This is a genomic window from Leptospira sp. WS58.C1 (genome assembly GCF_040833995.1).
Lineage (GTDB): Bacteria > Spirochaetota > Leptospiria > Leptospirales > Leptospiraceae > Leptospira_B > Leptospira_B cinconiae.
Genome location: NZ_CP162137.1, coordinates 3,169,616 through 3,195,575 on the forward strand (window position 1 = coordinate 3,169,616; position 25,960 = coordinate 3,195,575).

Annotated in this window: 30 protein-coding genes, 1 tRNA gene and 1 pseudogene; 16 read left to right on the top strand and 16 right to left on the bottom strand. The window is 41.2% G+C overall.

The window, feature by feature from the left end; translation table 11 throughout:
• Positions 1-16: 16 nt before the first annotated feature.
• Complete coding sequence (locus AB3N61_RS14560; protein WP_367897932.1) at positions 17-1,057, bottom strand: PAS domain-containing protein; 1,041 nt, start codon at positions 1,055-1,057, stop codon at positions 17-19.
• 406 nt (positions 1,058-1,463) lie between these two features.
• Between AB3N61_RS14560 and AB3N61_RS14565 the strand changes: the two genes are divergently transcribed.
• From AB3N61_RS14565 to AB3N61_RS14590, 6 genes and pseudogenes are all read left to right on the top strand, one after another.
• A complete protein-coding gene (locus AB3N61_RS14565; protein WP_367897933.1) occupies positions 1,464-2,093 on the top strand; it encodes a glutathione S-transferase family protein in 630 nt (209 codons plus the stop codon).
• A 77-nt stretch (positions 2,094-2,170) separates the two neighbouring features.
• On the top strand, positions 2,171-3,253 hold the full coding sequence (locus tag AB3N61_RS14570) for a PA0069 family radical SAM protein (RefSeq protein ID WP_367897934.1): 1,083 nt from the start codon (positions 2,171-2,173) through the stop codon (positions 3,251-3,253).
• Between the two features lie 111 nt (positions 3,254-3,364).
• Positions 3,365-4,231, top strand: coding sequence for an alpha/beta hydrolase (locus AB3N61_RS14575; protein ID WP_367897935.1), 867 nt, complete (start codon positions 3,365-3,367; stop codon positions 4,229-4,231).
• Positions 4,232-4,350: 119 nt separating this feature from the next.
• On the top strand, positions 4,351-5,265 hold the full coding sequence (locus AB3N61_RS14580) for a hypothetical protein (protein ID WP_367897936.1): 915 nt from the start codon (positions 4,351-4,353) through the stop codon (positions 5,263-5,265).
• A 97-nt stretch (positions 5,266-5,362) separates the two neighbouring features.
• Entirely contained in the window at positions 5,363-6,220 is an 858-nt protein-coding gene (locus AB3N61_RS14585) for an SH3 domain-containing protein (RefSeq protein WP_367897937.1), read from the top strand.
• 74 nt (positions 6,221-6,294) lie between these two features.
• Positions 6,295-6,405: pseudogene (locus tag AB3N61_RS14590) on the top strand (dihydrofolate reductase); the annotation flags it as partial.
• Positions 6,406-6,479: 74 nt separating this feature from the next.
• Here the strand turns inward: AB3N61_RS14590 and AB3N61_RS14595 are convergent.
• Genes AB3N61_RS14595 through AB3N61_RS14605 form a run of 3 tightly spaced genes read right to left on the bottom strand, consistent with a single transcriptional unit; the run spans position 6,480 to position 7,692 of the window.
• A complete protein-coding gene (locus AB3N61_RS14595; RefSeq protein ID WP_367897938.1) occupies positions 6,480-6,896 on the bottom strand; it encodes a GFA family protein in 417 nt (138 codons plus the stop codon).
• Positions 6,893-7,375 (bottom strand): SRPBCC family protein, encoded by a 483-nt coding sequence (locus AB3N61_RS14600; RefSeq protein WP_367897939.1) that lies wholly within the window; start codon positions 7,373-7,375, stop codon positions 6,893-6,895. Before AB3N61_RS14600 ends, AB3N61_RS14595 begins: the two co-directional genes overlap by 4 nt.
• Entirely contained in the window at positions 7,372-7,692 is a 321-nt protein-coding gene (locus AB3N61_RS14605; RefSeq protein ID WP_036090111.1) for an ArsR/SmtB family transcription factor, read from the bottom strand. Before AB3N61_RS14605 ends, AB3N61_RS14600 begins: the two co-directional genes overlap by 4 nt.
• Before the next feature lie 142 nt (positions 7,693-7,834).
• On the opposite strand from AB3N61_RS14605, the gene AB3N61_RS14610 reads away from it, so the two are divergent.
• Positions 7,835-8,275 carry a VOC family protein gene (locus tag AB3N61_RS14610; RefSeq protein ID WP_367897940.1) on the top strand — a complete coding sequence of 147 codons (441 nt, stop codon included), beginning with the start codon at positions 7,835-7,837 and terminating at the stop codon, positions 8,273-8,275.
• Positions 8,276-8,324: 49 nt separating this feature from the next.
• Complete coding sequence (locus AB3N61_RS14615; protein WP_020770344.1) at positions 8,325-8,684, top strand: DUF2200 domain-containing protein; 360 nt, start codon at positions 8,325-8,327, stop codon at positions 8,682-8,684.
• A gap of 196 nt (positions 8,685-8,880) precedes the next feature.
• Here AB3N61_RS14615 and AB3N61_RS14620 read toward each other — a convergent pair whose 3' ends face one another.
• The 4 genes from AB3N61_RS14620 to AB3N61_RS14635 all read right to left on the bottom strand — a co-directional run bounded on the left by AB3N61_RS14620 (position 8,881) and on the right by AB3N61_RS14635 (position 12,428).
• A complete protein-coding gene (locus tag AB3N61_RS14620) occupies positions 8,881-9,393 on the bottom strand; it encodes an SRPBCC domain-containing protein (RefSeq protein WP_020770394.1) in 513 nt (170 codons plus the stop codon).
• Between the two features lie 2 nt (positions 9,394-9,395).
• Positions 9,396-9,734, bottom strand: a complete 339-nt coding sequence (locus tag AB3N61_RS14625; protein WP_036090112.1) for an ArsR/SmtB family transcription factor — start codon at positions 9,732-9,734, stop codon at positions 9,396-9,398.
• Positions 9,735-9,806: 72 nt separating this feature from the next.
• A complete protein-coding gene (locus AB3N61_RS14630) occupies positions 9,807-11,144 on the bottom strand; it encodes an adenylate/guanylate cyclase domain-containing protein (protein ID WP_367897941.1) in 1,338 nt (445 codons plus the stop codon).
• A gap of 78 nt (positions 11,145-11,222) precedes the next feature.
• Positions 11,223-12,428, bottom strand: a complete 1,206-nt coding sequence (locus AB3N61_RS14635; protein ID WP_036090168.1) for a hypothetical protein — start codon at positions 12,426-12,428, stop codon at positions 11,223-11,225.
• Between the two features lie 422 nt (positions 12,429-12,850).
• On the opposite strand from AB3N61_RS14635, the gene AB3N61_RS14640 reads away from it, so the two are divergent.
• Both AB3N61_RS14640 and AB3N61_RS14645 read left to right on the top strand, forming a co-directional pair.
• A complete protein-coding gene (locus AB3N61_RS14640; protein ID WP_020770419.1) occupies positions 12,851-13,669 on the top strand; it encodes a hypothetical protein in 819 nt (272 codons plus the stop codon).
• Between the two features lie 44 nt (positions 13,670-13,713).
• Positions 13,714-14,607: a hypothetical protein gene (locus tag AB3N61_RS14645; protein WP_367897942.1), complete on the top strand. Its 894-nt coding sequence runs from the start codon at positions 13,714-13,716 to the stop codon at positions 14,605-14,607.
• 6 nt (positions 14,608-14,613) lie between these two features.
• Here the strand turns inward: AB3N61_RS14645 and AB3N61_RS14650 are convergent, their stop codons facing one another.
• Both AB3N61_RS14650 and AB3N61_RS14655 read right to left on the bottom strand, forming a co-directional pair.
• On the bottom strand, positions 14,614-15,267 hold the full coding sequence (locus tag AB3N61_RS14650; RefSeq protein ID WP_020770382.1) for a DedA family protein: 654 nt from the start codon (positions 15,265-15,267) through the stop codon (positions 14,614-14,616).
• A gap of 41 nt (positions 15,268-15,308) precedes the next feature.
• A complete protein-coding gene (locus AB3N61_RS14655) occupies positions 15,309-15,653 on the bottom strand; it encodes a hypothetical protein (RefSeq protein ID WP_020770506.1) in 345 nt (114 codons plus the stop codon).
• A 142-nt stretch (positions 15,654-15,795) separates the two neighbouring features.
• Between AB3N61_RS14655 and AB3N61_RS14660 the strand changes: the two genes are divergently transcribed.
• From AB3N61_RS14660 to AB3N61_RS14675, 4 genes are all read left to right on the top strand, one after another.
• Positions 15,796-16,695: a prohibitin family protein gene (locus AB3N61_RS14660; RefSeq protein WP_367897943.1), complete on the top strand. Its 900-nt coding sequence runs from the start codon at positions 15,796-15,798 to the stop codon at positions 16,693-16,695.
• A gap of 62 nt (positions 16,696-16,757) precedes the next feature.
• On the top strand, positions 16,758-18,041 hold the full coding sequence (locus tag AB3N61_RS14665) for a UvrD-helicase domain-containing protein (protein WP_367897944.1): 1,284 nt from the start codon (positions 16,758-16,760) through the stop codon (positions 18,039-18,041).
• Between the two features lie 113 nt (positions 18,042-18,154).
• Entirely contained in the window at positions 18,155-19,240 is a 1,086-nt protein-coding gene (locus tag AB3N61_RS14670; RefSeq protein ID WP_020770330.1) for a fatty acid desaturase, read from the top strand.
• Positions 19,241-19,304: 64 nt separating this feature from the next.
• Positions 19,305-19,601 carry a YciI family protein gene (locus AB3N61_RS14675; RefSeq protein WP_020770313.1) on the top strand — a complete coding sequence of 99 codons (297 nt, stop codon included), beginning with the start codon at positions 19,305-19,307 and terminating at the stop codon, positions 19,599-19,601.
• A 67-nt stretch (positions 19,602-19,668) separates the two neighbouring features.
• On the opposite strand, the gene AB3N61_RS14680 is transcribed toward AB3N61_RS14675, so the two are convergent.
• On the bottom strand, positions 19,669-20,514 hold the full coding sequence (locus AB3N61_RS14680) for a metal-dependent hydrolase (protein WP_020770492.1): 846 nt from the start codon (positions 20,512-20,514) through the stop codon (positions 19,669-19,671).
• 12 nt (positions 20,515-20,526) lie between these two features.
• Positions 20,527-21,378, bottom strand: a complete 852-nt coding sequence (locus tag AB3N61_RS14685; RefSeq protein ID WP_367897945.1) for a metal-dependent hydrolase — start codon at positions 21,376-21,378, stop codon at positions 20,527-20,529.
• A gap of 327 nt (positions 21,379-21,705) precedes the next feature.
• Here AB3N61_RS14685 and AB3N61_RS14690 point away from each other — a divergent pair.
• Positions 21,706-21,779: transfer RNA gene (locus AB3N61_RS14690), tRNA-Val, on the top strand.
• Between the two features lie 90 nt (positions 21,780-21,869).
• Here AB3N61_RS14690 and AB3N61_RS14695 read toward each other — a convergent pair.
• Positions 21,870-22,748 (bottom strand): HEAT repeat domain-containing protein, encoded by an 879-nt coding sequence (locus AB3N61_RS14695; RefSeq protein WP_020770405.1) that lies wholly within the window; start codon positions 22,746-22,748, stop codon positions 21,870-21,872.
• A 68-nt stretch (positions 22,749-22,816) separates the two neighbouring features.
• On the bottom strand, positions 22,817-23,380 hold the full coding sequence (locus AB3N61_RS14700; RefSeq protein ID WP_020770450.1) for a polyhydroxyalkanoate synthesis regulator DNA-binding domain-containing protein: 564 nt from the start codon (positions 23,378-23,380) through the stop codon (positions 22,817-22,819).
• 180 nt (positions 23,381-23,560) lie between these two features.
• On the opposite strand from AB3N61_RS14700, the gene AB3N61_RS14705 reads away from it, so the two are divergent.
• The gene (locus AB3N61_RS14705) at positions 23,561-24,448 is read left to right on the top strand and encodes a hypothetical protein (RefSeq protein ID WP_367897946.1); all 888 of its coding nucleotides are present in this window, start codon (positions 23,561-23,563) and stop codon (positions 24,446-24,448) included.
• On the opposite strand, the gene AB3N61_RS14710 is transcribed toward AB3N61_RS14705, so the two are convergent.
• The gene (locus tag AB3N61_RS14710; protein WP_367897947.1) at positions 24,445-25,098 is read right to left on the bottom strand and encodes a DsbA family oxidoreductase; all 654 of its coding nucleotides are present in this window, start codon (positions 25,096-25,098) and stop codon (positions 24,445-24,447) included. The genes AB3N61_RS14705 and AB3N61_RS14710 overlap by 4 nt on opposite strands.
• Before the next feature lie 76 nt (positions 25,099-25,174).
• Positions 25,175-25,945 (bottom strand): hypothetical protein, encoded by a 771-nt coding sequence (locus tag AB3N61_RS14715; protein WP_020770387.1) that lies wholly within the window; start codon positions 25,943-25,945, stop codon positions 25,175-25,177.
• Between the last annotated feature and the right edge of the window lie 15 nt (positions 25,946-25,960).

The following is a 25,960-nucleotide window of genomic DNA, read 5'->3' on the forward strand; positions in this document are numbered from 1 at the left end:
AAAAAACTCTGTGTCTTTATTCCCCGAGTAAACGGAAAAGGTAAATTGTTAGTCTTTGTAGTTTGTCTCTTTCCGGACCTGGGATTTCCTTTTCCAGATCGATCGTTTTTCTGTAGATCGATTTGAGATGGTTTTTCATCGTCCCCGGATGGATCCCTAAGTCTTCGCTAATCCGACTCTTATCCTTACCGGAAGCGATTCCCGCACAGATCTCTGTTTCTTTTTTAGTGAGTTTCGTTTTATCTCTTAAAATTCCGATCAGGGCTTCCCTATCCAAACCTTCGTATTTTCTGAAAGTATCGGAAGGAGATTTTGCAAAATCAGAATTGTTCCTTACTTCTCCCGACTCTGGAAGCTCGGGATTCGCGAGGATAGTGCTTAAGAAGCTGGAGACCTCTCCGTTACGATCTCTAATAGGAATAACGTTTTGTTTCCAGTCTTTTACGAAACCGTTTTTAAGATTCGAGTTAGCGATGGAAACAGATCCTTGCAGGACCGACTCCCAAAACTCATCGTAAAAAGTTTTAGAAGCTCCCATTCCTGATTGGAATGCTTTAGGAGTTTTTCCTATGAGTTCATTCTCTTTTAAGCCGGAAATTTTTTCGAACTGTTTGTTCACCGCAAGGATCACACCTTCTTTATCGGTTAAGAACATTCCATTTTGGGATTGTTGGAACGCTTTGTATAAAGCTTCCTTCTTCTCCGCTTCCGATTCTTTATCTTCCGTGAATACGAACAGATAAGACATCTCCGGCATTAGGTAAGCGTGTTGTTTCGTTTGGAGAAAACTTCCGTCTTTCTTCATTAAATGAAGACCTCTTCCCTCAAACTCTCCCGACTTGCTTACATTAGGTAATATAACTGTTTCGAGATATTTTCGATCCGTTTCGGAAAGAAAATCCGTAAGGCTCATACTTATAGCGGACTCTAGGGTAGCGATGCTAAGGATCTTCCTTCCATTCTCATTAATATGAAGGATCCTTCCGCTCGAATCACAAATTAACAAAATATCGGGCATACTTTCTTGTCTTTGAACAATTTCTTTAACGTTTTCCAAACTTAGGTCCATCCGATTCGTTTTGTATCTAAAGAAACCGCTCGATTCTCTTCGAAAAGATTTCTCTTTTATTCAATAACTTAAGACATGTATTTTTAAAAAAATCCTACAAAGCATTCCTAGAATACTAAGAAGAAGCTTAACTGTTAACTGAAGCTCCTCACAGCTTCGCGGGATTATGTACACTTGATCATAAAAATTCCCCAAGTTAATTGTTGCAAAAGAAAGGCAAACTCATCCTAAGCCTGTGTATCGATCTCTACAAGGCTCCTAATTCCAAAGGATTATTTTTTTACAGAGCCATTATGGCCGGGTCTAAACTGCCTATCCTAAAGGGTTCCGGACTCTTGAAACCCGAAACTAAATACTGATTGATGACTAAAGCTTTAGTACGAATTATAAAGTTATGAGCGATCTGAAACTTGTAATTGGAAATAAAAACATCTCCTCCTGGTCTTTCCGCCCCTGGATCCTACTCACTCAATTCGAAATTCCATTCGAAGAGATCTCCTTAAAACTATTTACACCCGAATATGCGGCCATAATCGATAAGTACTCTCCTTCTAAAAAAGTGCCTGTGCTCAACGACGGAAACCTAAGAGTTTGGGACAGTCTCAGCATTGCGGAATATTTGGCAGAAAAATATGCGGATAAACAACTCTGGCCCCAAGATAAGATCGCAAGAGCCATGGCAAGATCCGTAACGGCAGAAATGCATTCCGGATTCACTGGACTAAGATCCAATCTAAGCATGAATTTTCATGGAAGAAAGTCGGACTTTTCCCCTCCGGAAGATGCAAAGAAGGATATAGATAGGATCCAATCTCTCTGGGAAGAATGTTTGAGCTCCTACGGCGGGCCATTTCTATTCGGTAAAAACTTTTGCATAGCGGATGCGTTCTACGCCCCGGTAGTTTCCAGATTCATAACCTACGGAGTAAAGCTGAGTCCTAAAGCTAGTGAGTATGTACAAACTATTTCCAATTTACCTTCCTACAAATCCTGGGGAGAAGGTGCTAAACTAGAGATCGCCTAAGGTCCTTGTGGGACCTTGAATAAATACAATCATATTTTTGCTTGTTTTTTGATTAGTATTTTTTAGAATTCCAAGTTATGAATTCTAAAAAAAGAGGTACGGAAGAATTACCTCCCAGCAGATTCGATAAGATCCAAAGAGAAGTCTGGCGAGAAGATAGGATAGATCTGGAGGAGGAGTCATCCCCTTCTACCCAATTCTTTTGGGAAAACTCCAAATCAGTTCTCACTCACAACAAATCTCCGGATATTCCATTCGATTCGAGTATCAATCCATACAGAGGTTGCGAGCATGGATGTATTTATTGTTTCGCAAGACCGAATCATTCTTATGTGGATCTTTCACCTGGGCTGGACTTTGAAACGAAAATATTCGTGAAAAAAGAGCCCGCCAAACTTCTAGCGGAAGAATTAAGAAAGAAAAGGCAAGCTCTCGCACCTATCACAATTGGGACTGCCACGGATCCTTACCAACCGGGGGAAAGGATCTATAAGAACACCAGATCTTTGTTAGAGGTGTTGTTGGAATTCAAACAGCCGGCTGCTATCATCACCAAGTCATCCCTCATACAAAGGGATACGGACATTCTTACCGAAATGGGAAAATTAGGAATATTGAAAGTGTTTCTTTCGATCACTACTTTGGATAAGGAGCTTTGGTCCAAGTTAGAACCTAGAGCCCCGGCTCCCGCAAGAAGAATTGAAACTCTGCGTAAATTGACTGATGCTGGAATTCCAACAGGAGTATTATTCGCCCCTGTGATCCCTTTTATCAATGATTTTGAAATGGAAAATTTATTGGAACAGGCATCTTTATCGGGTGCGGAATCCGCAGGAATGGTATTTGTCCGATTGCCGCTCGAAGTAGCACCTCTATTCGAAGAATGGCTTACTAGACATTTTCCTCTTAAAAAAGAAAAAGTCCTAAAAGTAATCTCAGAAGCCAGAGGAGGAAATTTATACAAAGCAACCTGGGGAGAAAGAATGAGAGGGAAGGGAAATTATGCGGAGCTTCTCCAAAAACGATTTTCGATCTCTATTAAAAGATTCGGGCTTACAAAAAGAAGAGAATTAAGGACCGACGTGTTTGCGGTACCTTCTCGTTATCTTATGAAAAAGAAAAAACACGAGGAATTCCTACCTGGACTCTTCCCGGAATAAGGACCAAAATGTATATTTCAGCCATTACGTTCGTTCGAAATAGTAGAAAGAAAGGATCGATCGGATAGAAATTTCCTTCCCCATTTTTCAGACAGATCGGATATTTACCGAATGAATTGGGAACAAAACTACCATCTGGAAGACGGAACCTTTGTAGGAGCAGGCGACGTATCCATCTATTATAGAGCCTACCGAGCAAAAGAAGCAGCCAATCCTAAGACCTTAGTGGTCCATCACGGGATTGGAGAACACGGAAAAAGATACGACAATTTACTCGAAGCGCTTTCCGGAAAAGGATATAATGTTTATCTAATTGATGCAAGAGGTCACGGAAAATCCGGAGGAAGCAGAGGAGTAGTCACTCATTTTAACCAATTTTTAGCGGACCTGGATAGACTAATCGGCATCGCAAAACAAAAAGAAGGGGTCAAACAAGTCACTCTGATGGGACATTCCATGGGAGCATTGATCTCTTTATTCTACGCGGGAGAACCTTCTCACCAGGCAAACTTAGATAGGCTCGTACTCAGCGGATTACCTATCGCGGTAAAAACGGACTTGGTTATGAATATTAAAAAAGGTGCAGGAAGTTTACTCGCAGGAGCATTCCCCACTCTAACTGTTCCAACCGGATTAGATGTAAACGCATTATCCAGGGACAAATCCGTTGTCGAGGCTTACAAAAAAGATCCTTTAGTTCATGGTTCTGTCGGAGCTTACTTGGGAGACTTTCTTTTGAACTCGAAAGAAAAAGCTTTGGAGAAAGCGGCTCGGATCAACTTCCCAGTCTATCTATTCCACGGAAAAGAAGATTCAATTGCACTCTCCGTCGGAACAGAAGAAGCATTTAAAGTCATTCCATCCTCGGACAAGACCATGAAAATTTATGACGGTCTGTATCACGAGACCATGAATGAACTTCCGGAAGACAAAGCAAAAGTTTTGAGTGATTTAGTGAACTGGCTGCAGACACATTGATGAAACGAGAAGATTCTCCTTTTGCTGCTAACAAGAGTAGTTTATTTTAGATGTTTGGCTTCTGACTTGCCCTGAGCTGAGTATGGTCGAAAGGCGGCCATACTTCTGGATTTTGTTTGATGGGTGAACGTAAGACCATTCACTGTTTTTCGAGCGGATTGGGGAAATCGCCACCTTGGTCGTTATGCTGCGCTATTGGCAAAATTATGAAACTTAGAAGAATATTTATTCTAATACTACCATTATTCTCCTCTTGTATGACAATGGAATTGAATTATAAGGTTCGACCAAAAACGATTCAAAAAAATTTCATTATAAAATCAGTTAATAAGATAGAAGAATTAGATAAACATACCTTTAAATTTGAATTCCCAAATCTAGATACAGAGTATGAATATGAAAATTGTTTCTCTGTTTCCTCAAAACGTTTTCATTATTGTGATTTGAACAAATCTGAGACCGTTACTTTAATTCCAGTCGTAAGTGATGCCGACTTTTATATTTTGAGCAAAAAAGGTTTTATCTATTTCGATAAAGATTACGCTTTCATACATTCTAATCTAAAACGAAATTTTTATGACGATAGCAGAGGACAATTTGGATTCCCTAAAGCAGTCGCTATTTCAAATGACGGATTATCTAGATTAATAACATATCATAAACCTAGAATTGACTTAAATGACGTTTGCTATCATGAACAATATAATTCGAACTCCGATAGATTTGAATTCAAAGAAGATTGCGTAAAAGTAAGTAATAAAATAAAATTCCATCCAATGCAAAAAGTTAAATTACAAAAAGCGATTTACTTGAACATAATTGAAGATGGGTATTTTGATAGAAAAAAAGTACGCTTTATTGCAGCTAACTATAAAACTACGCTATGGATCATAATAGAAAACATTGAAGGCAAGAAGATCGAAAATCCAAACGTCTTACTATATTTACTTTATCCAGCATCGATTTTGTTTGATATTATCACTTTTCCCATACAAATCTTTGTTGTTCCTTTTGGGAAAACAGCACTAGGTTAGTGAATTTTGGCTGCAGAGCGAACTCGTGCCGTTGCGAACGTCGGTCAAGCTTGGTCGTACTGCGCAATTGTAATAGTTCATTCTTGGGTTAGCAATTATGATAAATAAATTAAAAAAAATATTTATTTTAAACCTTATATTAGCATCCGGATTTAATCTAAATCCAAACGATATAAAGGGACCTGAAATTTATTCCTATGTGTATGCAAAAAACGGATTAAAACTAAGATCTAACCCTGATCTTAAAGCAGACACTATTGTCATTATTCCTTATTCAAGTAGAGTAAAAATCATCACTACAAATTCCAATTTTATAGCTATTGATGATAAAATTGGACAATGGACTTATATTTCTTATAATAATATAAATGGATGGGTGTTCAGCGGCTATCTGATTCCGGATGATCCAACCAAACTTTTAAACTTTGCCTTTACCAAAATTAATAAAAAGAATAAAAAAATTTATTCAGATTCATCCATGAATTTTTCTATTAAATATCTAAAAATTAAATCTGTTTTTAATAATTTAGCCGTCATAACATATCCGGGAACTGGACTCGAACCGGGAATGATGTCCTGGATTGATAGTCTTTGGATTTTCGATGGGAAGTCTTGGAATCCTTTTAAAAGTAATACCAATTCAGGCTATTCTGAAAAAATCAATGATAGCCCCAATAGCAAAAATATTTCTTTAATTTTAATAAATAATGACACAATCCCCGATTTAATAATCACTGAATTTTGTTGCGGATCTTCCTATAAAACTGAAATATTTCTGTCCGAAGACTTACCTAATCAATATAAAATGATTAAATCTATAAACGACCATTATCTATCTGACTTTAATTGGTTAAATCTCTGTGGAGATAATGTATATAGATTCAAATCCGCATTAGATGATACTGTAATTAAATTTAAGTTTAATTGCGATTTGCAAAAAGTTATTTTTAATTAAATAACAACCGGGTTTAACAGCAACTAACCGCTTCGGTATGGATTATTTAAACAATATAAACCGATGAAAACGACCCCCGGTTATTTGATACTGTTAAACTACAAGAGACTCTTAGGTTTGATTTTCTCGGTTCTAAAACTTTTCAGTCCGGCGCCATTGCTCTTCATTACAAAAAACGTATATGAAATGAACTCGATTCAGCTTAAAACCTGGCCCGGCTAAACCCAACGACACATGGACGAACCTTCACCAATGTGTTTCAACCCGACGGCATTTTATCAAATGTTTTTAAGGAAGGATCGATTGTATCCCATACAAAACCGCGAACATTATAAGTAAGCGCATGAGGAGCAAATCGATCCGGTTCATCTAGGCTTCCCGCATGTACTGCGATCAGGTCCGGCATTGCGACAAAGCGCAAATAAACCGGAGTCCCACAGACAGGACAGAAGGAGTGAACCTTCACATTGCCGCTGTCTCCCTTTACTTCCCAATGACTAGCTTCACCGGTAATCGTCATCTCAGCCCGCCCTGGAAAAGTCAGATAGGATCCATGTCCAGTACCGCTTCTCTTTTGGCAGTCACGGCACTGACAATGGTTCTGAAAGATCGGTTCTTGCTTAGTCGAATATCGGATCGCACCGCAAGCGCATCCGCCTGTGTAAGCCTTGGTCATGAAAGACTCCCGCTCGAAGCTGACTTCGGCTTCGCAAATACGTCGATACCCTGTCCCGTTTCAAGCAAGGACTTCAGACTAGAAAGAACGATCGGCCAACCTTGCTGGATTCCTTTTGCCATTCCGCTTCCGGCTTCGAGTTCATCGTGAGTGACAGTTAATCGTACCATATCCTCATATTCCTCAACATTGAAGGTCACACGACTATAGCTGTTCGGATCAGATGTTTGGGAAGGACTTGCCCAGCTGATGACCAAACGTGTCGGCGGTACAACTTCGATTACCTTACCAACTATATTAACCGTGTGCTCCTCATTATTACGCACATGCTCCCATGTTGAACCTGGCTTCCAATCGGAGATATTCTCATGGCCCCAATAACGTTTCGTTATCTCAGGCTTAGTGATTGCTTCGAAAACCTTCTCCGGTGTCGAACGGATATAGGTCACGTAAACAAAGCTTGTCTTTTCTTTACTCATTCTTTCTCTCCTTCAAGTTCCTTCTTCAAATCATGCAGAAGGTTAAGCCGTTGGCGTTCGAACTTTCTCACCCATCGCTCATAGACCTCATGCAACGGTACCGGATTAATAAAATGCAATTTTTCACGACCACGCCAAACAGTGCTGACCAAATTGGCCTCCTCGAGTATCCCAAGATGCTGGCTGGTCGATTGTCTGGCCATATCAAGATGCTCGCAGAGTTGGTTCAGAGTCTGGCCGTTCTTCTCATAGAGAAGGTCGAGAAGCTTTCTGCGTGTTGGATCTCCTAAAGCCTTAAATACATTATCAGCATCCATTCGTTGCGGTTATAATAATATGCAGGCAAATACCTGCATGTCAAGCAAAATACTCGAAAAATAACCGACCATTCGATTGATAAATGGATCGCTCGTATGGACAATAGCGAGGCAATAGGGGCCAAATGGAGAATATTTAAAAATGGCAGTAAAACGAATGGATAATGTCGGCATCGTTGTCGAAGATCTCGAGGCTACGATCGCTTTATTTACCGAACTCGGTTTAGAGTTAGAAGGACAGATGCGAGTAGAAGGCTCTTGGGCGGATCATGTCGTAGGACTTGAAGGAATGCAAGTTGAGATGGCAATGATGAAAACACCAGACGGACATAGCCGCTTGGAATTATCAAGATTCATCAGGCCAAAGGTCATACATCCGGAACCCAAGAATGCTCCCGCAAACACTTTAGGGTATCTTCGTGTTATGTTTGCTGTGGACGATATTAAGGACACGATTACTCGGCTTGAAACTCACGGAGTCAAACTCGTAGGCAAACTGGAACGGTATGAGGATAGCTATTTACTTTGTTATTTGCGCACCCCCGAAGGTTTTATTATAGCGCTTGCCGAAGAACTTAAATAAGACTTAAACTACTTAAAATAGTATTAATAAACAAATAAGGATAGATCAAATGGAAAATTCGAAAATATTTGCCATGTCTTTTGCCAAAGTTTATCCAATGTACATCCAAAAGGCAGAAAGGAAAGGACGAACAAAAGCGGAAGTTGATAAGATCATCTTTTGGCTTACCGGATACGATTCGAAAAGTTTTCAAAATCAATTGAAGAATGAGGTCAGTTTCAAAGAATTTTTCGATCAGGCGCCGCATATCAATGATAATGTTTCCCTGATTAAGGGTGTTATCTGCGGCTATCGGGTAGAAGAGATCGAAGACAAACTTATGCAAAAAATCCGTTACCTAGATAAGCTGATCGACGAATTAGCAAAAGGAAAGGCGATGGAAAAAATATTACGCGGATCTGCCCAGTGAATCATTTTTTGCAAAATGGCAAATATCCTTCTGCATTCGAGCTATCGGAAACTCCCGCAAAGTAAGGATGATTATGCAATCATCCTCAGCGGCAAAAAGAAACCGACCTCATTAGCGCATAGGCGAACTTCGCCCATGCGCGTTACAAACAGTCTCATTCGCTCCCTTACTAACACGAAATACTGTCGATTTAGATTTACCCTAAGAGCTCTGCCAATAGTTTATCCAATACTATACAAAGTTCCTTCCAAGCTTCAACTGCACCGATTTCCATTTCGCGTACTTCGGCAGAAGCAAATTTGACCACGTGAGTCATAAGAGTTAGATTGCCCTCGGTTGTAAAGGTGCGCGACTCTACAGTAGCATCCGGATTTTGCGGACCATCCGGATTAAACGTGGACATGTCTGTCGCATAATTCTCGTCATTCGCTACTTTCTCGGGCACGATTACTTCCAAGAACTTTCCATAAACACCCATTTTGGTTCCTTTTTGATCCACAAAGACGTATAGGTATTTGCCTCCAACCCTAAGATCATTCTCAATAGTTGCAAGTGTCCAACCTTCCGGTCCGGTCAACCAACGACGCATCAGCTCGGGTTTAGTGAAACAATCGAATACCAATTGTCGAGGCGCGGCAAAATACCGTGTAGCGACAACTTCTCTTTCTCCTCGAAGCTCTACCTTCAGTTCTTTTAGATCTGCTTTCATTTCTATTCGTCTCCTATTGTTTGCATCGTCTTCAATTCTTCGAGAAGCCCATCCAGCGAATGATAGCGTTTCTCCCACATCTGGCGGTATTTCTCAATCCAATCCGTGGCTTTTTTGAGAGGAGCAGTCTCCAATCGGCGCGGTCGCTCTTGTGCACGGATCGTAGTCGAGATAAGACCTGCGTCCTCCAAAACCTTGAGATGACGTGATATTGCCGGCTGGCTCATTTTGAATGGTTTAGCGAGTTCCATGACAGTTGAGTCACCTTTGGCGAGACGCATAAGTATCGCGCGGCGAGTCGGATCGGCAAGTGCAGCAAAGGTAGAATCGAGAGTTTGCATATCTACGTTATTATATAATCATATAGTTATATAAAGACGAAATGTCAAACCTTTTTTAGCCCCTTTTTTTCCTTACAGAAGTTTGTATCGTCTGCGAAACTCTTCGTTCGGGATCCGTTCTTCCCCAGCTCGTTGGAGATCCGCCAAGAGTCCATTCACAAAATACATTTCGATCTCTCCTTTGTTTTTAGCAGGTACAGCTCCCCTGTATTCACAATCGAAGAAATTTTTTACCAATTCATAAGTAGTGCTGGAGATATTGATGCGACCGGGAATACCGGATGATTCACATCTGCTTGCAGTATTGACCGTATCGCTCCAAACGTCGTATGCAAACTTCTTTTCGCCAATTACACCTGCAATCAAATCGCCTGAATGGATGCCGAGCCGAAGCTCCCAGTATGGTAGGCCCTGGTTTGCTTTGATTTCTTTCATTTGATTCATGAATGCCTGGATCTCCAGGGCTGCCATCACGCAGTCCACCGCGTGTGTCCTATTCGATTCCGGGATACTACCTGCAAACATGTAGCTGTCCCCAATCGTCTTAAGTTTCTCTAAATTATGCCTGTCCATTACACTATCAAAATATGAAAAGCAGCGGTCGAGCTCGGTGACAAGCTCTGTCGGCGATAAAGTCTCCGCAATCTGAGTAAATCCCTTAAAGTCGGTAAAACAAACCGTTGCATTGCGATGCAAGCGAGGTTCTGAAACTCCCTTCTCTTTCAACTCTTGAGCGATTTCTTCCGGCAATATGTTAAGAAGTAATTGTTCCGACTTTTCATGCTCTTCCGTCAACTTTGCTTCCGCGAAATCTACCGCTTTCACAAATTGGTAAACAATAAGAACCAAAAGAATACATAGAAGGGTTAGAGGGGGCATAAGATACTCCGCCGGCACTACCCATTTCGGTTGGCCAAATATCGCATTCGCACCTAAAACTTTATAATAATACTGGCTAAAAAGAAAAAGCCCTAAAGGCAAAATAGAAATTATGATCCTAACAACATTAAACTTCTTAGATATCATAAGAAATGACAAAATGGAAGTAAGTAGAAACCCTAAGGGAGCAGGATCATCCGCTTGGGCCATTGTCAGCGCGAAAAGGTGATAATTAACAGCGACTAATGTAATTACCGCCGATAAATTATAATAACGTAATCTTAATAAATAAAATGCAAACAGTAAGGGAATAACAAGCAGGAAATAATGAACAAAAGAGAAAAGATGGGTTTCGGGAGGTTCGTTATAATATATCGAAACAGTTAGCAGTGTCGGAATCGCAAACATACTTATTTGAGTATAAAAAGTAGTTCGGACCGGCCTTGATTCGGATTCGGTCAGACCGCTAGTAATTTTTTTACCCTGAAACCATTCTTGTATTGCATAACGTAAGTCATTTACTTTTTTCATTCCGAATCCGCCTTCTTTCCATCCCCTATTGTTCCCGGAACAACAATTTTTATTTCAAATAAGTCCAGACGTTTGCGACTAACGGGAGAGGTCCTGTAATTGTTTCACCTTCTGATCCTTCTCCGGAGACTCGTACGCTTTTAAAGAGAATGTATTCAGATTATATTCCTTAGTAGCATAGTTTTCCTTGTACGGACCGACTAACTCTTTATCCGGCTCCGTCGTCTTTGCGGCCAGGATCTTCCTCATCCCCTCTTCCCCTTGTCCGAACCAATCCGGATCCACAGCAAGATTGACCCTATGACCTCTCAATTGGGTCAAAGCATAAGGTCCCTCATATCCGCTTTCTCGAATCAACTTTCCGAAAAATAAAAATTCCACCTCTTGCCTTCCGGCGTTCAATTTTCCATCAAAACTTGCCCAAGCGATTGGATCTCCATTTCCCGCATTTACAAGATTTGCTTCTAAATGATAATTCCCCGCCTTGAACACATTTACCCCGGCCTTTATACTCAAAGAACCGTCTCTTGGAATATCCAAAAAATAACCGCTCCATTCCGCAGGTTGATAGGGTGAAGAGAAGAAGGAAGATAAAGCTTTACCCTGTTTCTTCTCCTTACCATACTCGAACTCCACTTCTAGGAACATGTCCCCCCAATCTTTATAAGTAGGTCTCCATTCGAATGTAAAAATATTGTCCTTGGCCTGAGCATCCCCGTCTATCCCCTTGTCGTTCCCATCGGGAGGCAAAGCGACAAACTTATTACCGTCAAATTCTTTCCAAAGCTTTACATTACGAATATTTAATGGAACTTTTTCGAAATTATTCGTATTAAAACATTCTAAGGTGATATGAAGAGGTTCCTTCACACCTATCGCAGCCCATTGTAATGGTTGTAATTTACAGGAGTAACCGTTCGGTTTTTTATCTTCCGGATTATCCACCATCGCAATCGGCGAAATTTGGATAAAATAAGGATTTGTTAAGTCTTCGTTATATTTAGTTAATGGCCTGGAGTTAGGTGGATACTCGGACCATTCCAAATAATCTTTTAGAATTTTTTCCGGAGGAATAGATTCGTCCAAACTTTCTAAAAAGTTAGAATTGTCCGCTGTGGAACTCCCGCCAGGAGGACTTCCTTTCGCCATCCATTCCGCTTTCGTTTTTTTTTCCTCTTCCGATAAGAACCAACCGTTCTCTTCAGCCTCATCCCTTAATAGATAGAAAACCAAGCCTGCGGCGATCGCAAGGCCAAGGTAGATAAAAATTTTTTTTTGACTCATCTCTAGTTTTTCAATGCCCAGTACAGGCTCACCTGTATATGAAATAGGGAGGCCTTTCTCAACCTTTATTTTAAAGATTTCTAAAAGAGAAATCAACTAATCCCTTTGGACTAATTTAATTAGAACAGATTCTTTTCGGTACTATTATAAGGTTTGGCAATCTTCTTATATCTTACTTACAAATGTTCGTAAGAATAGTTTGGAAATAAATTGTAACTAACACTGCACGCTACTGTAGCGTCCGCTATATATTATAATTTACTAATATAGATGTCTGCATCTGTTCTTTTTTTACATTCGACCTGTTATGTTAAAAAAAGTCCAATCACTTGACTCAAAAAGGCACTTAGCTCATACTTGTAGACCGGGAAAATCGAAAGCTTAAACTTTGGGTTTTCCCAAAAGATCGGAGAATAGAGAAGATGAAAAATTGGAAAAGTATGGTATTGGGATGTGTTTTCGCATCGTTCTTTGCTGGTTCGCTTTCTGCGCAAACCTATACGGTTTTCGTTCACGGAAAGTCTGGCAGCAACCACAACGGAGTGGGAACTACTGACGTGAATAACTATTGGGGAAGTGCACCGAACTCTGTGTCCGGAGCTAAAATTTTCGTCGGTTACGACGGAACTACCGACCCAAGAACGTATGGATCGTCTAGAGCTCAGACCAATATCACTACGGGCTTGAATACATATTGTAAGGGTTCCAACTCCTGCAAGATCGTATGTCATAGCGCGGGTTGTTATGCGATTGAGTATTGGTTATCTAATCTGGGAGCCACAGCATCTAGCAAAGGTTATAACTTAACAAAAGTTACTGCTTTAGCTTCTGCTTCCGGTGGATCCGAGCTTGCTTCTGCACTGAATGGTGTTACATTCGGATTCGGCGGCAACGCAATGGATAAATCCCTGATCGTAGGGACCGCACGCGGCGCTTACAACCACAACAACACTGCAGGTATCACGGTATACCAAGTACCAGGTTATAAAGGTATGGCTGGTGCTTCCCTGATTCTTCCTGGCGAGGACGATTACGCAGTCGCTTATCATTCTTCCTGTGCTTATAACAAGGCGGGTGGAGTAAGCAAATGCCAGTCTTCGTTGACTCAGAGCGAAGGTATTTGGCCGTTCAACTCGAACGTAACCTATACTCAGTTCCAAGGTCATACGAGAGCTCCTTCCGTAGGATCTTCGGGATTATACTTGAACCACAGTGAATTGAAAAACGAAGGCTGGAGATAATCCAATCCAGAATAGCGCGTCGAAAAACCGGCGCGCTATCGTTTATGAAAACCTTAATTATTTTACTCCCCTTATTTATATTCCACTGCTCTCAAATCCAATGGAGACCCGCTAGTCTTGCGGTTGAAAGAGGCTGGTCAGAGACCGGTAAAAACATAGTCCAAACGGAAGTGATCTACGAGGAGAAGGACGCATGGAATCCTTTGAGCGGGACCACTCACAAAAAGAATTACAGAACTAAATTCAGGATTTATGAAATATCAGGACCCGGGAGCGATTCCGGAGATCCACCAATCTATTCTTACGAAGTAGGCTCTTGGACACTGCCTGGATCGGTATATTTTCATTCTGCAACCAATCGTTTATTTTGGATCCAAGGCACAAACGATGAATATGGAGGAGCTTTCCGTTTTCCTGCGGTTTGGTCCCCGAAAGGATTTCATTCTTTTGAACCTAAAAATTTCCAAAGAGAGGACCAGACTATCTTTCAATTCGTACCTTCTCCGGACGGAGGAAAGGCGGCAATTATATTAGGAAAGTTGAAAGCAGATCTGGAGATAGAGTCCCCGATCTTGATCATAGCGGATGTGAACGGACAATCTTCCTCCTATGATAGGTCGTATTTCGAGTTTCCATTAACAAAATGGGAAGAAACTCCCGAATTCAAGATCCGTTGGTCGGAGAATTCGAATCTTCTTTATGTTCGGATTAAGGACCATGTTTTTAGAACGAACGAAAAAACCAGAAAATTAGACGAGGCAAAAGAATTTCCGGTTTGTTTCTATCCTGCGTCTAGTTTCGGCCCTGTGGGGATTAGCCCCGGAGGAAGAGGAGGAGACTCGAATATCGCCAGGGATATGGAGCCTCCTCTATACAAACGTTTTAAGGATAGACCCTTGGTCAAAAGTTTACGTCAGACCAAGGATTGTAGCCAATAAGAAAGTTTACTTATCGCGGGCGAGTGCCTTTCTTCTTTCTCTAATGAACTCGATCACTGCCGGCATTATCGAAATGATTATAATCGCAAGAATGACGATCTTGAAGTTCCTTTGAACGAATTCCAGGTTTCCGAACTTATAACCGCCAAAAAGGAAGATAGCGATCCAAACTATTCCTCCCACTATATTATACAAAATGAATTTAGTATAGGTCATACTTCCGATCCCGGCTACAAAAGGAGCAAAAGTCCTTACAATCGGAATAAATCTTGCGATAATGATCGTCTTTCCGCCGTACATCTCGTAAAAACGGTGGGCCTTTTCTAGATGTTTTTTATTTAAGAAAGGGACTTTCTCTTTTGCAAGGATCTGTTCTCCCGCCAAATGACCGATCGCATAATTGACTGTGTCGCCTAAGATCGCAGCAACGATCAGAAGGATGAGTAATGTCCCAAGATCCAAACTGCCTCTCGCGGCAAATGCGCCCAAAGCAAAGAGCAAGCTATCTCCCGGAAGTATAGGAGTTACAACAAGACCGGTTTCGCAGAAGATGATCAAGAATAAGATCAGGTAGATCCATGTGCCATAAGCTATGATTAAAGCATCCAAATGATGTTCCAGATGCAAAAAGAAGTCCAAAAGATATTTGATAGTTTCCAATTTCAGCTCCGAAAGTCAGATTCAAGGGTTAGCCAGGGAAGTCAAATGTTAGAGCGTACTTCGGGGAACAGACCTGCCTGGTCCGGGCCTTGTTTATAAATTTTTGTAGGATAATTTAAACGGATTTTTCCGGAGGAAACTCCTCTTTTATCGGGTCGTATTCTGGCGTCGAATTCAACAGGATCTCCCTGTTTCAGATTCTGCTTTCTAAAACGGTAAGAATAATAAAAATCCTGAGCGTATATCACCTTTCTACCGGAAACCAGCAGTTTTATGTCTTTGATCAAGATCCTCGCTTTTTCCGGATTGGGATCGATTGAGATAGATTCCACAATCCCTCTGAATCTGGTCCTGATTTTAGGCAGGTTTTGGAGATTGTCTTCCATACCATCCATCGTTAGACCAGTTCAAATCAAAAGAATACTTTCGTACATTCGTTTTTCATTGTCGCCCATTCCGATTTCGCAAGATCGGGAAACGTTCCGAATCAGAACTTGGTCCTACTATAGACAGGCCTAGGAGATTTATATGACCAGGTTTCAATTTTTCGGTAAAAGTTTGAGTTTGTTTGCCCTTGTTTCTTTGAGCTTACTCACGGGAACGGGTTGTTATACGAATATTCGCCCGGGAGAGGCAGGACTCAGATATCACCCCTTAACCAGCGGTCTCCAAAAGGACCTATTAACGAATGCTATTTATTTCTATGCTCCATGGAATGACGTGGTATTGTACCAAACCCAATGGACCTCGTATAAGGAAAAAGTGGACGTTCTTACCAGGGATGATTTGACCATCAACGTTGTGGCCGCAGTCATCCTAAGACCGGTAAATTCGGAGATCTATAATCTTCAGATAGAGATTGGCCCGGATTATTACGAAAAAGTGGTTCGTCCTCAATTCAGGACATCCGTTCGTAATGCACTATCATCCTATAGTATGATACGGATCTCGAAAGAAACTCCTAAAGTTTCTCAGGATATTCGCCAAGCTTTAGGAGAAAAGTTAAGAGGGAAACATATCGAAATAGATGATGTGATCATAGACGATATAGAATACAGTCGTCCGATACTGACTGCGATTGAAGGTAAACTTACCAAAGAGCAAGAGCAGGAACAAATGAAGTTCGAGATCAATATAGCTAAAAAGGATGCGGAGATAACGGTCATTCACGCGGAGGCAAAGGCAAAATCCACAGTAATAGAAGCGGAAGGAGCCGCTCAAGCTACCGTGATCGAAGCGCAAGCAAAAGCGAAAGCCCAGAAAATGATCGCAGCTCAATTGACAAAACAATATCTCCAACTAAAAGCATTCGAGAATCCGAATACAAAACTTCTATTCGTTCCGACCGGAAAAGACTCTCTTCCAATGATCATAAATACGCCGACAGATAGTCCGAAACCTGTGGATCTTCCCTCGGGAGATAAATAAAAAAGAAGATCTTTCATTACAAAATTCACACGCGCTGAATCAGATCCGGGAAACGGTTCTGCATGGACCTTTCCCAATTCAGCGCAGCCCAACAAGAGATCATAGAAGATCGCTCTAGATTTTTACAGGTTATAGCCGCTGCAGGTTCCGGAAAGACCAGCACATTAGTTGGAGTTGTACAAAACGAGCTCTCCCAAGGCACAAGGGGAGAAGAAATCCTGGTCTTGAGTTTTACTAGAAAAGCGGCAGGCGAGATCAAAGAAAGGATCAAAAAGAAAACGAACGATAACTCCGTAAGAGTACATACGTTTCATGCGTTCTGTTTGAGAGCATTGATTACGTGGCATCCTGATTTTCGGAACAGAAGACCTTCTATCCTGACCTCATCCGAAAAGAACCAGTTCTTTAGGGAATGGTTCCGCAAAGAATCGGATATTATCGGTGGGATCCCTTATACACTTTTGGTCGGAGGATCCGAATTACCTTCTAATTTCCCCCAAACCTGGAAAAGCCCGTTATTAGAAGATTATAAGAACTTCAAACGAAAGGAGGGAAAACTGGACCTGGATGATTTGGTCTCTATTTTTTTGGATTCTCTCGAAAGCGGGGAATCTTGGACGGAAATCCCGAAACAAAGTTTAAAAAGGATCTTAGTAGACGAATTCCAAGATACCGACCCGGAACAACTTAGATTCTTAAAATTACTGTCGGAACAATCGAAAATTTTGGTAGTAGGAGACGATAGCCAGGGAATTTACTCGTTCAGGAAGGCCGATATATTCAATTTTTTGAATTTTCCGGAAATGTTTCGGCCATGTACCCGGAAATTCCTAAACACAAATTACAGATCGTTACCGAAAATCGTGGATACTTCTTCCATACCTATTTCCAAAAATAAGAACAAAATCGATAAGAAGGTAATCGCTTACCGAAAAGGGAAAGCGTTCGTTGCCAGACTTAAAATGGATAAGATCTCGGAACTATTTCCTTATTTAGGAGAATTGTATAAGCGAAGTGGAGGAGAATTAAGAATATTATGCCGTTCTAATCATAGAATACGGGAATATTTTCGTGCAGGAGTTCCGTCCGAATTATTACTCACGATTCATTCCGCCAAAGGTTTGGAATTTCACACGGTGATCGTGGATTTGGCGGATGGTTGGAATCTTCGAAAAGATTCTCCGGAACAGCTCAGAGAAGAAGAACATAGAGTTCTATACGTTGCACTTTCTAGGGCGAAAGATTGTCTGATCATTTTAGGTAAAAGGACGGGATCCGGTAGAGAAACTGCAGAAGACTTATTTTTCTCTTATTTTAAAAGAGAACTTCCCATCTTAAAACCCTGAATTAAAGAATTATTTTAGATCCCGATCTTTTTCTGCAACAAAGCGAATCTGATCCGCTCTCATTTAACGATCCGTAAATAAAAACTCCTATTTCGGGAATCATAGGATAAAAAATGAAAAAGAATACAGAACTGAAAGAAACTCTTGGAAGCGTAAGGGAGATCATCTCCGATAGTAGCTTCGACAATCCGGCTTATCTTGGGATCGCTTATTTTATCCGGGATCTATTCTTCTTCTCGGTTACCATGTTTCTGATATGGAATACGGAAACTTGGTATTATCTTCCGTTTCTTTGGGTATTTGCTGGCCTAAGCATCGCTTCTCTTTTTATTATAGGCCACGATGCATGTCACGGCGCCTTATTCAAAAACGAGAGACTTGCGTATTGGATCGGACAAATCGCAATGTTGCCGTCCTTACATGCGTATAACCAATGGGGATACGGTCATAATCGGGTCCACCACGGGCACACGATCAAATTAAAAGGCGATTTCGTATGGCATCCTGTGACCCCTGAACAATATAAAAATTTCGGAATATTCAGAAAGGTTTTCCATAGACTTTCCTGGTCCGCATTCGGAGGAGGGATCTATTATTTAGTAGAGATCTGGTTAAAAGGAATGGTCCTTTTTACTGCTCCAATGAAGGAAGCTCTTAGAGATAAATTACTCATGCTTACCTTTGCATTCGGTTCTGCGGCCGCAGTATTCTATTTCGGTGGGAACACTCCTAACGGTTTAGATTTAGGATTAGGGGCTTGGTTTTTTCTAAAAGTGTGGCTTCTTCCTTTTATCTCTTGGAACTATTTCATCGGAATCACGGTTTATGTACACCATATCCGTCCGGAAGTTCCCTGGAAAGATGCGGAAGAATGGACTCCTTTTTACGGACAAATGAGAGGTACGGTAAACTATCATGTTCCTAAGTTATTAAACTTTTTCATGCATAATATTTTCATTCATTCTCCTCATCATGTTCACATGAAAATCCCTTTCTACAAATTGGGCCAAGCCTTGGAAGAGATCAAAGCGCATTACGGAGCTTATGTTGTGGAAAGAAAATCCATTTGGAAAGATTATCTCGAATCCACATCCAAGTGTAAACTTATGGATCCGGATACCGGAAAATGGATGACCTACTCGGAAGCGTTCAACGACGAGGATGAGTCGGAGCCGGAATTAGAGACTGTAGCTACTTAAAAATTTCACTCTAAAACGATTGGGAATTGATTTTTAAAGGAATTCGATAAGTCTGATTTTCAGAATGAAATTTTTCCTAATCGAATTAGAATATTTAGTCCCACTCGAAAAATTAGACCAAGCGGTCCCTGCTCATAGAGAGTTTTTACAAACCTTATATGATATTGGGACCCTTCTTCTTTCCGGACCGAAAGAACCAAGGAACGGCGGAATGATCATCGCAAAATCTATCTCTTTAGAGAAAATCAGCGAAACAATGAAAGAAGATCCTTTCGCAAAATTAGGTTACGCAAATTATAAATACACAGAGTTCCATCCGGTAAAACACCAGACATTCCTAAAAAGTTGGTTGGAATCTTGAAGAAAAAAACCGCCTCCCGGCTCCTTTCGGAGCACGGGAAGCGGGGAGCAAAGTGATTGGATGGGTGCTAGATAGTTACCAGAGCCGCGTTCGCCAGCTCGTATCCGCCTGTTTGGTCCGGATGAAAATCTTTTTTGAAATACAGGAGTGCAGCGCTGAAAAGTTGAGGATATAAGATCCTTCCGATCCTGCGTGCAGATTTCATATCTTGGAAGTATTTACGGAATCCTACTTTCTTATCGGTGAGTAAGAACCAATGTTGCAGGCTTAAAGCGTATCCCCAAAACATGAACGATGCTACGATAAATCCCATGATCCTTAAGAAATGACTTTTAGAAACGGTTTGAAGAACGTCATACGCAACTGATTTATGCTCTATCTCTTCACAAGCATGCCAAAGAAGAAGACTTCTCATTTCTCCGTATGCATCGTCATGGAAATTATTACGGATCGAAATTTCAGCCATACTAGCCGTATAATGTTCCAGACCTGCAGTCACCGATAGTTTCAGTTTTTTACCGAAGAAAAATTCGAACACGGGCAAAAAGAAACTAAAGGCGGTCCATTTATAGACCTTCTCCATAAGAGTGATAGGTCTTCCTTGTCCTTTTAAGATCTCCAGGATTTTTTCGTGTTCTTTTCCGTGTTGGACTTCCTGTCCGATAAAAGATTTCACTCTGGAAGAAAGGCCGGGATCTTTTACTTGGTCCGCAAAAGCTTTTACACTCTTAATAAAGAATCTTTCTCCTTCCGGGAAAAGGATATGATAAGCATTCACCGTATGGGTCATGAACGAGTTATTTGCGATATAATGGTCCGGCAAATTTTCCAGGCCTTCGAAATTCATCTTACGAACGGTAGGAGAATTCGCATCGATCGATTTTAGATTTTTATTCTTAGTTTGGGGATTCATCGTATTCTCCTATTAAATTGTAGCTAACGCGGCGTTGGCCAGATCATAACCGCCGGTTTGGTTCGGATGGAAACTAGGTTTGAAATAAAGAAAGGCAAGTTTTCCGACTTCTATCACGATCAAACGGGCATAAGAACTTGCGGAGGCAAGATCGGAGAAATATCTTTTAAATCCGATCTTAGGGTCCGCAAAGATAAACATATGCTGAAGAGTAAACGCGTATCCCCAGAACATGATCGAGGCTACGATAAATCCCAAAGTTCTTAAGATATAACTTTTGGAAACGGTTTGCAGAACGTCATACGCAACGGACTTATGCTCTATTTCTTCGCAAGCATGCCAAAGAAGTAGATTTCTCATCTCTCCTTCCGCTTGTTCATGAAGACCGAATCTTAGAGTAACTTCTCCCAAGGAGGCGGTATAATGTTCTAAACCGGCAGTCACTGCAAGTTTCAGTTTTTTACCGAAGATAAATTCCAGAACAGGCCAGAAAAATCCGTAAGCGGTCTTTACATAAAAATTCAGGATCCTGGAAACGGGGCGTCCTTGTTTTGCCAGCATATCCAGAGCTTTTTCATGCTCTTTTCCGTGTTGTACTTCCTGACCGATAAAACCTTTAATACTATTTTGTAATGCGGGATCCTTCACTTGATCCGCAAAAGCTTTTACACTTTTAATAAAAAATCTTTCTCCTTCCGGAAAGATCACATGATATGCGTTTACCGTATGGGTTAGGAAAGAATTTCCTGCCACATAATAATCGGATAATCGGTCCAACCCTTCGAAGTCCATCTTACGAACGCTCGGAGAATCGCCGTTGATCGGTTTAATAGTCCGTTCTTTTTTTTCTGCCTTTGCTGACATTTCTATCCCCCCTGTTTTTTTCGGGTTTCGTGAAGCTTACTATAAACCTTTCCAAATCGATTCGCCCGCCGATCCCGGAAAACCCTGGCTGATTTCGAAATCGGCCAGAAAAACTAGGAAATTTCTTATAGAAAACCTTTTTTATAACGTATGTTTTACAAAAAGTACACATGTAAAAAGGGAATTTCGGAGGTCACTATACCTGTATCTTTTATCAAAAATATGAGGAAGGGCTTTCGATTCGAGAAGATGGAAACTTCTTCTTGGAGGCTTTGGAAACAACAAAGGCTTTACGGCTAGTTAAAGACCTAAATATTGACTATTACCGGGGGATTAGCTCAGCTGGTTAGAGCGCTACCTTGACATGGTAGAGGTCACTGGTTCGATCCCAGTATCTCCCAGGGTATTTACACCCTTCTTCTTTGAACCGTAGAAAATAAAAAAGCCTCCGATTTCGGAGGCTTTTTACATCTTAAGCGCTTCAGAAATGATCAGTCTTTCAAAAAAAGCGGGAGATTCGCAGGCATCTTGAATCCTGTCACATTTGCCAGGTCCTTCTTGATCTGCTCTCTTACCATTTTATCATGCTCGACGAGTAACGCTTCTCTCAGAGAATATTCTCCCGCTTTCAGGTCCACTTCTCCCACTGCAATGGAAGCCCTATAACGCACCATCGGGGATTCGTCTTTTAGGAATGCGCATAAATCATAGAACTTTTGATTGGCGATCCGATTGATGTATACGATCGCATTTAAGATCGCAACTTTCGCAAAAGGATTTTTTTCCTTATCGATCGCAGAGTTCAATTGTGAAAGTGCATCTTTTCGGTTTAGGTTTTTCAGTCCGTCCGCTGCGGAAGCTCTTACATAAAAATTCGGGTGGTTCAAAGCGTTTAGGATCGCTTCTTGGTTTTCTTTGGAATAAGGAAGAAGCCCTACATTTCGGATAATCTCCCCCGCGGCGATCACAGTATTATACCCTTCAGGGGAACTGAATGCAGGATAATCGTTTTCTTGAACAGTTGCGGAAATTTTTTTAAATTCTTCCACCATTCCCGGTCCGGAAATATCCGACTCCATGGCTCCCAAAGCTTGTGCTATTGTGAATTTTAAAGTGGGGGAATTCTCATCCGATTTAGGAACATTCGGATTTCCCTTTAAAGCTTTAAGAAGCGGGCGAACCGCCAGTTTGCTACTTACGAATTTCAGATAGTCCGCAGCTTGGATCCTTTCTTCTAGGTTGCCGCTTTGTAATTTATCGACTTGGTCGTAGAATAATTGGTCCAATTTCTCATGGATCATTTCCTTTGCGGAAATTTGAGAAGTGAGTGATAAAATAATTCCAAGGATTAGGATTCTTAAGCTAGACATGGGTTCCCCCTATGTTGTTTATCGGAATCAGTAAGTCGGATCTTAACCTTAGGAAGCCACTAATCCGGTCATAAGGACTCGGTTTCCTTGACTCTTTCCGCAATCTTGCGAATTTTCTCCGATAGATCCTCGACAGCCAATTCCTTTTCTCCGCCTTCTTCCAATTCTCGACCCACTTTTTTAAGGTCTTCCTGGATCTGTTCGCTGTTCTCACTGGCTCTCTGAGCTAAATGGGTGAGTAGGTCTTCGCGGTAACTTTTCACCTCTTCCAGACGAAGTTCGCCCAAAGCCACCATACTCTGCAAGATCCTGTCCATTTTTTCCTTGGTAAGATAGGCAAGACCGATCCCTCCCAAGACCAAACGGCCGAATAATGCGCTGATATTTTTGCCCGTTTCTCGGATTAAGGCGGAAAGCATATAATTGGAAAATTCTTCGTTTCTCTGGCCCAAACTTACCTTGAGAAAGGTTTGGCCTAGGATTTTAGGAGTGATGTCCTGACCGCTCATATTATCGATCACTTTGATCTCTTCGCCCGCGATGATCATCTCGGCGACATCTTCTAGAGTAATCGTTTTACTGGTCTCGGGGTCGTACAACCTTCTGTTTGCGTATCTTTTCAGAACTTTCATTCTTAGTTTTGCTCGTAATCAACGCTTTTAGGATAAGCCCACAAAAGCAGTTCGCCCGAAAGGCAAACTTGTTTTTCTTTCCGATTCCCCTTTCTAGTTGCGGGTTTTCCGCAATGCACCAATTCTAGGATCGGACGAAAATCCCCAAGGTCAAGGAAAAAACCCGTCCTTTACAAAGAGATGAACTTACTATCGGATGCCATACTTCTGCGCCGACTTAGCTCGGATGAACATGATTTCCTAATCGCATTATTAAAGTGGAAAGGAATAGATCATTTAGAATGGGTAAGAAGTTCCGGATTCCCCTCCTCCACGAAAGACGTTTTAGTTTGGAAGAAGGATGCGAGTCCAGAGGATATCCGCTCCGCTTATGATTGGTCCAGAGAAGTTTGCCTGCTCGGAAGATTTGATACGGAAGAAAAAAACTCTTTTATAAGAGCGGGAGCGACCCGCATTTATGATCTGAATTCTTTTGCACTGGAAGAATTCCCTTTCTTTAAATTTTCAAAACCTTTACATCCTGAAATGGTTGTACTTACCCAAAATGCCGATCTTTTTTCCAAATTCAGATCTCTTCTCAGGGCCTGCGGCTCCAACGCACATTGGTGTAAAGATATATTAGGACTTCCTAATATTCTAAAAGAGACCAAGCCTGGGGTCCTGGTTTTGGATTCCGAATCTTTTTCCATTAGAGAACTTGTCCCTAAGATGAAAGGTCTTTTAGGAACTCCTTATTTTCCTCTCAGCTTTTGTCTGATAGATTTTAATAGGGAAAACGTGTACCAAAATTTGGCTACCGGTTTGAAGGATATCGCAAAGGCGTTTTTTGAACCAAAGGACCTTCTTCTTTTTTTAAGAGATAGACTGGCGCTCGCCTCTCCTCCTAAGGATTCCTTTTTCCAGGCGATCGATTGGTCCGGCAGTCCCAGAAATATCAGAGAATACGAGTTCCCTAACGTTCCGGATGGAATGTTAGAAAGAGCGGAAGCTGCCTATTTATACAGGATCCGTCGTTTATTTTTATGGATGGGGGAAGGAGCCAATCGAGGAACCGAGATCTCCACTTAAGTTCCCGACTCCGACTGCAATCTTTCGAACACCTGCAAGAACAGGTCCACAGGTTGAGCTCCTGAAACCGCGTATTTTTCGTTAAAGATATAGAATGGAACTCCGGTCACTCCCAACATTTTGCCTTCGTTTTCTTCCGTTTCAATCCGGCTGAAAAGAGAAGGATCATTACGGACTTCATCCAATTCCGATGCAGGAACTCCAACTTGAGTTAGGCTTTCTCTAATAATTAAATCGTCCGAGAGATTTTTTTCTTCCGAAAAAAACTTTTGGAAAAATACTTCGGCAAGTTCCGATTCTTTTCCGTAAGTTCGGGCTTTTCGAATGAGAGCATGAAGAAGTAAGGTATTCGGCTGGTGTCCTTGTAGAATATTAGAAAACTGCAATCCATCTTCTTTGGCAATATCCGAGACTCTTTGGGTCATCATCTTTACCCGGTCTAAAGAACCGAATTTTTTGACCATATGAGCTTCTCGATCCTCGCCCTTTTCAGGAAGATCAGGATTTAATTGGAATGGTTTCCACTCTACGACGATTTTATCTCCAGGATGATCGACTTCCCAAGACTCGATCGCTTTCTCTAATCTTTTTTTACCGATATAACACCAAGGACAAACTACGTCCGAATAAATTGAGATACTGGTTTCCAATGCCTTCTCCTGTAACTCTTAGACATACAAGAGGCCTAAAAACTGCATCCTTTTTTTGGGCGCAGAGATGGCGAAATTAATCTTCGTCCAGAAGTTCCGCTGCTTCTATTTCTTCCAGACCTCTATTCGGGAATGCCTGCTCGTAGAATAGCGCCGCAAATAGATCGAAGTCCTCGTCTGTAGGGAGATTTTTTTTCTCCCAATATTCGTTCCTTCTTTTGATCAGAATGGAGATCGTCTCATCTTCTAAAGAGAATTCTTTTCCACCTTTGTTCATTCTACGAATCAACCAATTCAGATTATGGATAAAAAAGTTTCCCGTAAACTCCAGGGTAGAAAGAGAAGGTTCTCTTTTCATTAGATTTTCGGTGTGGTAGAGAGGAACTCTTAAATAATACGGATCCTTGGTTTGTTGGTATTGTTTGTATCCGTTGGAAATGGATTCGAAAAATGGCCAAGAATTCGTATAAGATGTTCGGATCAGTTTTTCTTTTTCAGGATGAAGTCTTGCAACTTCCACAAGATCCACAAATTGATCCTTATTGACTGCTTCCCTTAGAATAGAATCCATCGGAGCAGGTCTCGGCTCCGAGTTGACCAGGTAAACATAAAGATATTTGATCTCGTATGCAAATCTGGATTCTCTCGGAATATAATATTCGATCCAGATTGGTTCTTTATAATAATTTACTAATTCTTCTTCCGGTAGATCCGGCGTGACGCTAAGTGATTTTAACTTTTTTACGTCGTCTGTAATTACTTTCTGACCCCGAACCCGAGTCCTGGAACGTTTTATCTGCTTTAGTTCCGATTTGTTTAAGAGTGGTTTCGGTTTGTACGAGTCCATCGGATTGATTATCGG